The sequence below is a fragment of the Flavobacterium sp. CF136 genome, assembly GCF_000282055.1.
Taxonomy (GTDB): Bacteria; Bacteroidota; Bacteroidia; order Flavobacteriales; family Flavobacteriaceae; genus Flavobacterium.
Genome location: NZ_AKJZ01000068.1, coordinates 1 through 12964 on the forward strand (window position 1 = coordinate 1; position 12964 = coordinate 12964).

The window sequence follows — 12964 nt, forward strand, 5'->3', positions numbered from 1 at the left end:
TATACCAAACTACATTGGACTCATTTACCTGAATGTTGGCAACTGTTGGTGCATTTACCAAACAGAAATCTTGTGTATTATCTGTAGTTGTTGGTATAGTCGGGTCATTTATTATTACTGTAGCGGCCTGAAGTGTTCCTGCAATATTCTCACAAGTCGTATCACTTGAAACCCCAACATAATATGTAATTGGACTCGCAGCAAGTGTTAAACCTGTTACTGTTAAAACCCCTGTAGAACTTATTGTGTAAGTTACTCCACTTATAGTTCCATTTGTTATAGGTTGTGTTTTATTAGCATCGAAATACCAATAGAATATTGGATTGGTCAATGTACTTGTAGGTGTTAATGTTGCTGGTACATTATGACAAACCGCTGTATCATCAACCAAAATATCATTTTCACTTGATGGAGGCAATATTGTAAATGTAATTTGATTTCTGTCTGCTTCTGCGGTTTCACAAAACTCATCTGAACTAACTCCAACAAAATAAGTATAAGTACCGGGAACCAATCCATTTACAATTAACTGAGAAGTTGTCTCGCCTGCAATCAATTGACTTGTTGTTCCGTTAAAATTATACCAATGATAAATAGGATTTGTCAATACTGGAGTTCCACTCAGACTTGTCCCTAAAGTTACTGTTCCTGATGGTGAACAAATTGTAGTAACCGCCGCTCCATTGAGAGTAATAGCTGTTAAAGCATTTTCCGGACTGGAAGCTCTAACTTCTACGGTTATTTCTCCTCTTGATAAAACTTCACAACCATAACGTACTGGCTGTACATAATATTTATAAATACCCGCTCCTAATGTAGATGGAACTGTAAAAGTAACCCCATTAGCTACAACAATACCTCCGGTAGGCGAATCATACCATACATATGTAGAACAGGCATCAGGTGGAATCTGGAGTGTAATATCTGTTCCCGGACAAACCGCAATTTTATTATCAGGATCGCTTCCTGTTATTTTGGTATTTGCTACACGCTCAACGGTATGAACCCTAAGAGATTCTAATACAGCTAAAGTACCTCCAAAACGAATTCTAACCCTATCGTAAGGTTCTGGTTCAGAAGACAAAAGTATCATAGCCATGGTGTCTCCTTGTAAAATTCTCAATCCTAATGATGAGTCTGTATTTTCAATTGGAGCTCCAACAGCAACATTACCTAAATAACGTTGAATACTAAATCCTGAAAGCTGATTTAAACTTAAAATAGGGCTTGATCCCGAAACTACTATTCTTAAGGTATCACTTGCAATAGTTGGTGTTTTAAACGCAACTGTTAAATCTGCTGCAGCTAAAATTCCAAGACCACTATACATAGTTGCAAAAGTGGTAATATCATTATCTGCAACATTAAATGCATCACTAACACCTACTGTAGAAGTTAATACTCCTAATGGAAGACCTAAATCAGTTGCTCCATAAAAAACATCCTGAATATCTCCCGGTGTACACGCTACTGTTGAAACTTGTTTAGTATAATAAGCATCAAACACTTTTGTATTTTGCGTAACATTTAAAAGCGAAGCGGACTGAATTCTTATTCCGTCATAATCTTGCGGACCAGAACTATTAGCCGGAACAAAAGTATACTCAAAAGTGTTATCTCCTGATAATAAATTCGACGATAACGCCGAAACTGATTGCATGGTTCCAATATCCACTCCATTTTTAGTTCCAATTAGTGATAAATTTTGTCCTACCGCTAATCCGTTATATTCAGATCCTAATTTTATCGTCACCGGAGTTCCTTTTACAATATTTGCGGACCATGTTAAATTTTGCCAGGTAGTACCAACACCTAAAAGTCCAAGTCCAGTTGTAATGGTAGAAAAAGTTTGGGTATTTCCGTCAATAGCATTGGTTGCATTGGTTACTTCTCCTGTTATAATAGACCCTGAACTCTGTCCATTAGCATAAACTCTTTCAGTCAATAATTGACAGTTATTTGGGTCTATAACGTTTATAGAAACTGTTCCTGTTCTTGAACAATTTGTATTGCTGGCAACTACAGTATAAGTATAAACTCCGGGAGTATTTAAAACACCCGTTGTAAATGGAGGACCTGTTAAAGCATTGCCTTGTGGATCAAACCATGCCAATGTTCCGTTTGATGTTGCATCTAATGGTACATCAGAACCAACATTAACTGATATAGAAGGCGTTACAACCAAACTTGGTAACGGGTTAATAGTCACGGTTACCGGTAGCTTACCGGATGGGCATGTAACACCGTTACCCTGAGCTTGAATTGAGTAAACACCACTTGTATTTATATTCGCTGCAGCATTTGCAGGCAAAACATTATTTGATGAATCATAGAAAGTATATGTTGTATTTCCTGTTGTATCAAAACCTGTAATCGCATCTCTTAAATTTACTGTTCCACATCCAACTAAAGGAGAAGAAACAGCTAAAGTTGTAACTGTTGGAAAATTAACTATTACTTGTTTCAGCGTATTGATTTCATTTTCGCAAGTAACTCCGTTAGTAACAGAAATGTAATAATTATAAGGTGTCCCTGCAGCACTAAGACCGTTTATAGTCAATGCCCCGGTTGTTGCATTTTTAGAAAAAGTTACTCCCGGTTGCGCAACAACAGTCGTTCCCGTTATAATTTCCTGTGTTTTATTTTGATCTGTATAGTATCTAAATTGTGCTCCGGCTAAAGCTGATGTTGGAGACAATACAACTCCTCCGGCACAAGAAGCCTCCAAAGGACTTGTAATTATTACATCTGTAGCTGTTGCAAATGGTGATACTGTAACTGTTACAGGCTGACGAACGCTATTTATACAAGTTCCTCCACGTGTAGCCTCAAGATAATAGGTTGTACTTGTTGTTAATACTGGCGTAGTATATGTTGCCAAAGCTGAAAGTTCTATTCCGCCACTTGCAGAATCATACCATTTAAATGTTTCTCCGGCAACAGTAGAACTAGCTGCTAAAGTAGCCGTTTGTCCATTACAAATTGGAGATGAAGCTCCGGTAACTATAGCATCTTTAAATCTAAAGGAAGCTTCATAAATATCTAAACTTGCCAGAGCAGCAACCAAACCTTCCAATCTGACTTCAACTGCAGTAAAAGGCCCTGCTGCTACAAAACTTGCTTTTAAACGAGTAGCTGATAATAACTGAACATTTGTTAATGCTGCAATATTAGTCTGATCACTGTTAGGAGTTATCCCATTATAGCTTCTTAAGTTAATATAAGAAAGAGCGTTTACATTTATAATTCCGGCCGGAATTCCTAATTCAACATCTATAATATCACCTGCCTGGCCTGCAGTTGAAAAGGTTAGCATTTGCTGTATATAATCACCCACAATACCCAAAGGAACTGAAAGATTTGCTGCGGTTGCTGAATCCCCGTCAACAGAATTTCCTTCATTAGATGAGCTACATAATAAACATCCGGTAATACCTCCTCCCTTAGAAGTTATTTGTGAATTTGCCTGCAAACAGGTACTGACAAAATTACTTATTATAACATTAATAGCTGTTCTTGCACTACTTGCACAACCCGAAGTTATACCCCTGGCTGCAACATAATATGTTTTATTTGCTGTTAAGGCTGGTGTTGTAAATACATTTGTTCCGGTTGCCAAAGCTGTTCCGTTATTTGGCACATCATACCAGTCAAATGTAACATTGGAGTCCGGACTTGATACTTGCAGTGTTACACTTTGTCCAGACTGAATAACCACATTTGATGATGCAGGAGTTGGGGCTGCCGGTAATGGACTGACTGTTACAGTAACCTGGGTTCGTGTTGCACTGGAACAACTTCCAATTCCCGCTTCAACATAATAACTTGTATCAGCAATTAAATTTGGAGTTGAAAAAGAGTTGCCTGTGAATAGTAAATTTCCAGCAGAATTAGCATCATACCAATTATAAACAGTCCCTGCAACGGGAGTCTGTACAGTTAACGTAGTTGTCTGACCACTACAAATTGCTGTACCAGTTGTAGCAATAACTGGTGCTACAGGGTTATTAATTGATATTAATACCGGAAAACGCTCACTATTAACACAACTATTTCTGGTTATTTCTATATAATAAGTAGTTGGAGCATTTAAAGCCGGAGTTGTAAAGGCAGCTGTATTCGCCAGCGAAACACCACCAGTTGCCACATTATACCAATTAATAGTTTCACCAACAGCCGTATTAGCAGTCAAAGTAGTAGTTTGCCCGCTACAAATAGTTGTATTACCTGAAATCGTTGGTGATTTATATCTATAAGTTGCCTGAAAAATATCCAGAATAGCCGAAACAGCTGCCAAACCTCCTAATCGAATTTCAACACGATCAAAAGCAGCACCTGCAGTTACACTTGCTTTAAAACGATCTCCTGATATTAATTGCAAGGTAATCAGAGGATTATTAATTGAAACTCTATCATTATTATATGTTGCTCCGTTAAATGTTGCCAAACTAACAGCACCTAACAATACAGCATCAGTAATCCCTCCGGATAATTCTAATTCAACATCGACAATATCTCCCGCTCTGCCCGGATTATTAAATTGTAATGTTTGCTGAATCCATCCATTTATTAAACCAATAGGAACTGTAAGTTGGGCTGCTGTTGCAGAACTTCCATCAACCGAGTTATTCGGATTAGTTGCACTACAAAATAAACATAGACCATTTTGATTTGTTTGTTGACTATTAGCTTCTAAACAGCCCCCTAAAGCTGCCGGCTGAACTGTTACCGTTACAGGAACTCTTGTTGTGCTTACACAGTTTCCTGATGCACTTTGGGCCTCAACATAATATGTTTTTGTAGCTGTTAAAACCGGAGTTGTATAAGTTGCAGTATTTGTAGCAAGGGCTGTTCCGCCTGTTGCGACATCATACCAATTTAGCGTAACTCCAGCTTCAGAAGTAGTAGCATTCAAAGTAGCGTTTTGCCCGGATTGAATGGTCACACTTTGAGTTAAAACTACTGGTACGGAAGGAACAGGATTCGAATTTACATCAACTTGAGTTCTTGCAGGACTCAGACAGCTTCCAATGGCAGCTTCAACATAAAAACTTGTAGTTCCTAAAGGAACAGTTGGAGAATAAGTATTTCCGGAAGCCAAAGCCACACCGCCAGATGATACATTATACCAATTATATATTGTACCCGGTATTGGATTTATTACGGATAATGAAGTTTGTTGTGTTGCTCCGGCAGAACATATAGCAGTACCGGAGGTACTTATAACAGGTGCTATAGGATTGGAAACATTAATTACAACAGGAACACGCTCACTACCTTCGCAACCGGCAGCTCTTGTAACTCCTAAATAATACGTAGTATCAATAGTTAAATTTGGAGTTGAAAAACTATTTCCTGTTGCTAATGGTGTTGTTGAAGTAGTTGAACTATACCAGGCCAGAGTTGTTCCGGATGCCGGGGTAGCAGATAGATTTAAAGAATTACCGGAACAAACAGTCTGCGTTAAACCATTAGTAACTGTAGGCTTTACAAAATCTAATCTTACATCATACACTCTTAAATTTACTAATAAACTAAGAAGTCCTCCCACCTGAATTTTGATTTGATTTGCATCTCCGGGCAGAGTATAACTTATTTCAGCAATTTCATTACCAGGAAATAACTGAAGATCTAATGATCCGTTATTTAACGGAACCGGATCATCTACATCTGTTCCTGATAGTTTTGCCTGAATAGTTGCATTTGATAAAAAACTCGGATTTAGCAAACCATTCCCTGTTCCAAAAGAAATCACTACCTGATCACCAGCCTTGGCCGTTTGATTGAAAGTTAAGGTTTCCTGAGCAAAACAGGCTAAACCAACTGCATTTGTTAATGACGCATAGGTACTCATACTGGTATCAAATGCATCATTTGGATTCGTCACACTCATACCAACGCATAAAAAACCACCTGTGCTATTACTTTGCGAAGTTGGTCTACATACATTTTGAGCAAAAGAGTTTGAAAATAAAAGCAAAAAAAATAATGCTCCTAATAATCCCTTCTGGAAGAGATTAACAATTTGTAATTTTTTTTTCATAATTTGGAAGATTAGAAAATGGACAATAGAAAGCCTGTTGCAATAAGACTCTAAGTCTTACACAATTTTAAAAAATTAAAAATCAAATAGTTACAATTAAATCTACATCAAAAACAATTGATGCTTAAACTACACTTTATAAAAAATTATAATGCATTCAAAGAGTGTCTTTTATTTGATTAAATAAAAAACGGCTCAAAATTTTGCAGAAGGATGAAATGAATCAAACTTCCAAGGGGGTGATTTGTTTTAAGGGGGCAATTTGACTTAAGAAATTCTCTTTTTATATGTTGTACAATTTAATATTCATAAAAAAGTTGATTACTCTTTTTTATAAAAAACAAGTCTTAAAAGTTGAATACAATAATTATTTTCTCGTATTAAAAATTAATCGCAAGAATGTTATATTAACTAAGCCTTCGATTGGGGAGGGAAATCAAAAATAAAATATTGACGCAATATTTATTTTTATGGATAAAGTTTACAAACTTTAGTAAAAACAATACTAAATGCAAACCTGACAAGGAAAGTAAATATTAATTTCATAGGCAAACTATTTAATTATATAAGGGCAAAATAATAATGAGTACTATTTTTCAACTAAATATGAACAAGCATTTTTTGCTTCTCAAAAAATACTTGTTCAAGCTTTGTTTCGTAAAACTAGAAAAAAAACAAACACAAAACAAGAGAAAATTCTTATTTTTTTTAAGTTAAAAAAAAATAAATACACAAAAATCATCCAAAACGTTATAAAAAACAAGCTTTTTTTAAACGAATAATTAATAAGAATATCGCAATAAAAAAACATATATTTTATCATATTTTTTCAAATATAAGAATAAAACTACATTTTAGCTTAAGAATAGCCTGATAGATAAGTTTTAAAAATTAGAATCTGCTTATTTTACTATAAAGGATAATAATTAAAAAAACTCTAAAACACGTAGAAATACGGGTATATAAATAATAAAAAACATTAAACAAAAGTTAAATAAAAAAGGTAAAACTCAATATAAATTTTACCTTTTTAAATTATGATTCGATAATAGAATTTATTTGCTTAAACAATTGTCCATCGCTCAAAAAAGCGCCTTGCTGAATCAATTCAAAAATGGAAGAATTACGATCTTCTGTAAAAACTTTTTTCCCGACCTTCATTTCAATTGTTTCTGTAAACATATTATCACTCAGCCACTGCAAACCTGCTTGAGTTAAAAAATCCGTTTCAGAAACTAATGATTTTAAAACTATTGATTGAACATGTGTTTCAAAACATTTAAACAAAAAAATATGGTTTTTAGAAAAATGTTCCAGAAATTCAGCTCTGGATAAAACCCCTTCCCAAATTAAATCTGAAAAAACATCCAATTCCTGTTCGGCAACTTCCGGTTTATTTACTTTTATAGAATCCCATTCTGCTTTATCAATTGCCTGAGTGGCTAAAAAATTAGTAAATTCTCCATGCAATTCATCAAATTGCTCTTTCGTTAATCTTGCGTATTTCATTATAATATTATTTTAAAAACAGTGTAATAAGGACCCGAAACTTCAATTTCAATTTAAGTTCAAAAAAAAGCCCTCGCAATGCGAGGGCAAATTTAATTCTTTTTTTGTATTACTAGAAAATGTATCGGATACCAAATTGAGCCTGCCATCTGGATGTCAAACTAGCATCATAACTAAATGTTTTGGTTTGGGTATTATTAAATGTATATGTCGGCGTATTTCCAACAACTGTAACCCCAATTGGCTGAACGCTGGTGGGTACCTGAACAACTCCCCAATCAGAATTTAGCAGGTTACCAAAATTCAAAACATCGATACTAAACTGAATAGTATTCTTTTTCTCCGATGCCGAAGAAACCCTGAAATTATAATCTTGTAATATTTTAAGATCACATCTTCCTCTCCATGGAGATATTGCACCATAACGTTCCGCATATTGTCCTCTTCTGTCCCTCAAGTACTTATCCTGAGCTATAAATTTATCAAAAGCATCACCTTGTCCCGGTGCACTAAAATTCATTTGGGCAATTTCGGCAGTTGTAGGGATATAAATTAAATCGTTTACTGCAGAACCGTCTCCATTAATATCACCTCCATAAGTATAATTAAAACGTCCTCCCTGAGCATATTCTAAAAACGTAGAAACCGTAGTTGCCCATTTATCTTTTCCATATTTCCATTTCTTGGAAGCAACTCCTATAAAACGATGATTATCTCCATATTTAGAATTCGAAAGCACATCATTATTTACATTTCCCAGAGCTGGATTAAAAGAAAAAGCATCTCCCGTAATTTCTGCCTCAATAGAGTTAACATCTTTTGATTTCAGATAATTATACGCTACACTGGCATACAAACCATTTTCAAAATTCTTTTGCAATTTGACAGAAGCATTGAAAGCGCTTCCTTTATCAGAATTTGTCATAACATACGCATTGTTGGCCCCTTTATCAGCCGCTGTATAAATTAATCTGTTATCAACTCCTCCTAATGTGCCTGTTGGAGCTTTTAATCCCCAGTTTTGAACATGTACGGCATTTATATCTTTATTCAATGATAAATCAACCGTTACGATATAATTACTTTCAAATCGATGATCGTAACCTAAGCTTGTACGCCAAACTTGTGGCCACTTATAATCCGGGTCCATAATCTGAAAAAAGCTGTCATCAGCACCACTTACCTGATTTCCTAACCATACGAATGGAATTCTTCCCGTAAAAATTCCTGATCCTCCACGAAGCTGTGAAGTAGCATCGCCTTTAACATCCCAATTAAATCCAATCCTGGGCGACCACAAAATTTTATCACTTGGTAAATCTGTCGAAATTAATTTAACCGCCTGACCTGTTTGAGGATTGTAATAATCAATACTGTTATCTCTGCCTGCTCCGCCATTATCTGTATCAATATATTTTTGAATCAGATCGGCTGTATTAAAATACAGGGGTTTATCTATTCTTAAACCTAAAGACAATTTAAAATTATCGTTTACGCTAATATCATCTTGTGCATAAAAAGCCAATTGTCCTACGTTAAGTTCTGCCAGTTTCCATCCGTTATCACTTCCCACTGCAAATTGACTTTTTGAATTAAATACATCTTGTGCATATTGAAGGTTTTGCGCAATAATGCTCGTTGCATAAGGCTTAGCCGCATCATCTAAAAAATCTTGAACTGTAAAATACGGAGTGAAGAAAGTTCCTGCATAACCATTCGGATTTCCAAAATTATCGTAACCGGCTAAGTTAAATGAATTTTTAAATTTGAATTTTTCGAAAGAAGTTCCAAAAGTAAACACGTGTTTCCCAACGGTATAGGTTAAATTATCCGTAATCTGAATCACTTTCTGATCTAATGTATTATTAATAGAAAAAGGTTCATGTCCTGCGATAATATAATTTGCACCTGCACCATCCTGAATATTAATTACCGGAGCCGGAGTAGAAAAAGGTTCTCTGTAATCATCAAAATGAGTATAACCTGCCTGCAGTTTATTAGAAACCGATTCGCTAAATTTTGAATTCAATTCTACCAAAAATGAACTTAATTTATTATTGATTTGGTATCCTGAATTCTCGAACTGCAGAATTGAAGCATTGGGACCTCTAAAACCAAGAGCAGTTGGATGCGCTGGTTTATCTTTTGAAGCATCTAGAAAATTATAAATAACAGCCAGTTTATGATTGTCAGTAATATTCCAATCTAATTTAATAATTCCCTTACTTGAATTGGATTCGTGTTTAAATCCCTGATAAGCTCCGGTATTATATCCTAAATTAGCCAAAGCGTTAGAAACGGCAATCAAATCTGACTCTAAAACTCTGGATTCGTTAATTCCAGTAACTCCGTCATTATTATTTGCAACAAAATTAGATCCTAAATCGCTTCTTTTATCAATCTCAAAATTTCCAAAAATGAATAATTTATCCTTAATAATTGGAGCTCCCAAACTAAAACCTGCCTGAGTTTGCTCTAATGACGGTACAAATATTTTTTCTCCTTTGATTTTACTTCCTGTTAAATCCTGATTTCTATAAAATGCGTAAGCTGTACCATGAAATTCATTTGTTCCTGATTTTGTAACTGCATTTACAGAGGCTCCTGTAAACCCTGATAATGTAACATCGTATGGAGCTGTAGCTACTTGAATTTGCTCAATCGCATCTAACGAAATTGGCTGCGCTCCTGTCTGTCCTCCTGGTGTTGCAGCATCTAATCCAAACGGATTATTGAATACCGCACCATTCAATGAGTAATTATTATATTGGTCATTTCTTCCGCCAAAGGATCCACCGCTTGCTGTAGGTTCTAAACGGGTAAAATCTTCAGCTGATCTTGAAATTGTTGGCAATGCCGTTAACTCCCTTCTGCCAATCGTAGTTTCAGCACCAGTTTTTCCGCTTTTAAAAACTTTATCTTTAGAGGTAATTTTAACTTCTTCAAGAACCTGACTTTCATCTGCCAATTGCACATCTAAGTTAAATGGTTTACCTAAATCAAGATATATATCAGTATATTCCTGATTTTGAAAACCAACAAAAGTCACTGTAATTTTGTAGGGACCGCCAATTCTCATATTCAAAATATTAAACCTTCCATCTTCATTGGAAACAGCTGAATATTTAGTTCCGGTTGGAGTATGAACCGCCAGAATACCAGCTCCGGGTAACAGTTCATTGGTAGAACTTTTTACAATACCCTTAATACTCGAGGTTGTGGTTTGTCCCGTTGCAACAGCGAGACCGAAAACACATAACATTAATGCACAGATTTTTTTCATTTTCCTGGTTTTAAGTGAGTTATTTCACTCAAAATTAGGCAAAAAAAAACCACTCCTAAGAGTGGTTTTTATATTTTATTAACAAGAAGTTAACAAAATGTTATTTTTCTGCAATGATTTCGTATGGTAAATCAACAATAACATCTCTATGTAAACGGATGCTTGCAGAGTATTTTCCAGTACGTTTTACGATACCGCTAGTGATGAATTTTCTATCGATAGCGTTACCAGATTTCTCTAAAGCTTCAGCAATGTCGATGTTTGTGATAGAACCAAAAAGTTTCTCTCCACCAGCTTTTGCCGTAAGTTTAATTTCAAGAGCTTTTAAAGTTTCAGCTAATGCTTTAGCATCAGCAACAACTTTAGCCTCTTTATGTGCTCTTTGTTTTAGGTTTTCAGCTAAAACTTTTTTAGCTGAAGGAGTTGCTAAAGCAGCAAAACCCTGAGGAATTAAAAAGTTACGACCGTAACCAGGTTTTACAGATACTACATCATCTTTAAATCCTAAGTTTTGTACGTCTTGTTTTAAAATAAGTTCCATGTTGTTGTCCTTTATTTGAGAAGTTAGGTTTCATTTGACCGAAAACCAACAACTATTAATTTTATATTATTTTAATAAATCGGCCACGTATGGCATTAAAGCTAAGTGACGAGCTCTTTTTACAGCTACAGACACTTTTCTTTGATATTTCAATGAAGTACCTGTTAAACGACGAGGAAGAATTTTTCCTTGCTCGTTAACGAATTTCAATAAGAAATCAGCATCTTTATAATCAATATATTTGATTCCTGATTTTTTGAAACGACAATACTTTTTAGTTTTGTTAGTTTCAATATTTAAAGGCGTAAGATATCTGATATCCCCATCTTTTTTTCCTGAAGCAGATTGTTGTAATGTTGCCATGATAATTAAGCTTTTGTAGATTTAAGTTTTGCTCTTCTTCTTTCAGCCCAAGAAATAGCATGTTTGTCAAGACTTACAGTTAAGAAACGCATAACTCTTTCGTCACGTCTAAATTCAGTTTCAAAAGCAATTAGAACTTCTCCAGCTACTTTGAACTCAAATAAGTGATAAAAACCACTTTTTTTGTTTTGGATTTCATAAGCCATTTTTTTTAGGCCCCAATCCTCTTTTGATACCATTTCAGCTCCTCTACTAGTAAGAAATTCTTCAAATTTCGTTACTGTTTCCTTTACCTGAACTTCAGATAAAACGGGATTTAAAATGAAAACAGTTTCATAATGATTCATAAATACAATATTTATTTGTTAAAATTGGATGCAAAAGTAACCATTATTTTTAAATAATCAACATATTTTTTCATTTATTCGTTGAAAAGCAAAAAACAACCTTTCTTTTTAGTTTTTTTTCCAAAAAAATGATACATTTACTTATACTATCCTGAATTTATTAAAATTTAAACTGTTATGAAACTAAACTGTGTTGTTGTAGATGATAGTTCTATACAGAGGGCAATTATTGCAAAATTAGCCAACAACCACCCTGGTTTACACCTAGTTGGAGACTTTTCAAATGCAATCGAAGCAAAAAGCTGTATCTCTTTAAACAATATCGATTTGATATTTTTAGATATTGAAATGCCTGTTATTAACGGATTTGATTTTCTTGATGGTCTAAAATCAAAGCCTCAAATTATATTTATCACTTCTAAAGCTGAATATGCTTTAAAAGCCTTTGATTATGATGCTACAGATTACCTTCAAAAACCTATAGCCGTTGATCGTTTTAATGCTTCTGTAAAAAGAGCAATTGACATGCATTTGCTGAAAAAAGATATTAAAGAAGAAGAAGGCGAACATATTTTTATAAAAAGTAATCTGAAAAAACTTAAAATTTTCACTGCAAAAATTAAATGGATTGAAGCTTTTGGAGACTATGTAAGAGTAGTCACAGAAGATGACAGCAATTTAGTTTTATCAACAATGAAATCTTTTGAGAATGATTTATCTAAAGACAAATTTATTCGTGTTCACAAATCTTATATTATCAATATTGATAAAGTAGAACGTTTTAATAGCAAATTTGCAGAAATTGGGATTACTAAAATCCCTTTAAGCAGAAACAAAAAAGAAGATTTAGTACGGGCATTATCAACATCTTCCTAGTG

The 12964-nt window shown here is 34.6% G+C and carries 6 protein-coding genes and 1 pseudogene; 1 reads left to right on the forward strand and 6 read right to left on the reverse strand.

Annotation, left to right across the window (positions count from 1 at the left end; all coding sequences use genetic code 11):
• The 6 genes and pseudogenes from PMI10_RS17775 to rpsF all read right to left on the reverse strand — a co-directional run.
• Positions 1–6043, reverse strand: a pseudogene (locus PMI10_RS17775) (hypothetical protein); the annotation flags it as partial.
• A 1035-nt stretch (positions 6044–7078) separates the two neighbouring features.
• Positions 7079–7552 (reverse strand): DUF6495 family protein, encoded by a 474-nt coding sequence (locus PMI10_RS17780; protein ID WP_007810570.1) that lies wholly within the window; start codon positions 7550–7552, stop codon positions 7079–7081.
• 112 nt (positions 7553–7664) lie between these two features.
• Positions 7665–10835: a carboxypeptidase regulatory-like domain-containing protein gene (locus tag PMI10_RS17785; protein WP_007810571.1), complete on the reverse strand. Its 3171-nt coding sequence runs from the start codon at positions 10833–10835 to the stop codon at positions 7665–7667.
• Between the two features lie 100 nt (positions 10836–10935).
• Positions 10936–11376, reverse strand: coding sequence for a 50S ribosomal protein L9 (gene rplI, locus PMI10_RS17790; protein ID WP_007810573.1), 441 nt, complete (start codon positions 11374–11376; stop codon positions 10936–10938).
• Between the two features lie 66 nt (positions 11377–11442).
• Positions 11443–11739 (reverse strand): 30S ribosomal protein S18, encoded by a 297-nt coding sequence (gene rpsR, locus PMI10_RS17795; protein ID WP_007138295.1) that lies wholly within the window; start codon positions 11737–11739, stop codon positions 11443–11445.
• Between the two features lie 5 nt (positions 11740–11744).
• Positions 11745–12086, reverse strand: a complete 342-nt coding sequence (rpsF, locus tag PMI10_RS17800; RefSeq protein WP_007810575.1) for a 30S ribosomal protein S6 — start codon at positions 12084–12086, stop codon at positions 11745–11747.
• Between the two features lie 177 nt (positions 12087–12263).
• Here rpsF and PMI10_RS17805 point away from each other — a divergent pair, with 177 nt between their 5' ends.
• Entirely contained in the window at positions 12264–12962 is a 699-nt protein-coding gene (locus PMI10_RS17805; protein ID WP_007810576.1) for a LytR/AlgR family response regulator transcription factor, read from the forward strand.
• The last annotated feature ends 2 nt before the right edge of the window (positions 12963–12964 follow it).

What these genes read in the sequence shown, in the direction of transcription:
- PMI10_RS17805 (WP_007810576.1), top strand. Translation starts at nt 12,264, where the DNA reads ATGAAACTAAACTGTGTTGTTGTAGATGATAGTTCTATACAGAGGGCA.
- PMI10_RS17785 (WP_007810571.1), bottom strand. Translation starts at nt 10,835, where the DNA reads ATGAAAAAAATCTGTGCATTAATGTTATGTGTTTTCGGTCTCGCTGTT.
- rplI (WP_007810573.1), bottom strand. Translation starts at nt 11,376, where the DNA reads ATGGAACTTATTTTAAAACAAGACGTACAAAACTTAGGATTTAAAGAT.
- rpsR (WP_007138295.1), bottom strand. Translation starts at nt 11,739, where the DNA reads ATGGCAACATTACAACAATCTGCTTCAGGAAAAAAAGATGGGGATATC.
- rpsF (WP_007810575.1), bottom strand. Translation starts at nt 12,086, where the DNA reads ATGAATCATTATGAAACTGTTTTCATTTTAAATCCCGTTTTATCTGAA.
- PMI10_RS17780 (WP_007810570.1), bottom strand. Translation starts at nt 7,552, where the DNA reads ATGAAATACGCAAGATTAACGAAAGAGCAATTTGATGAATTGCATGGA.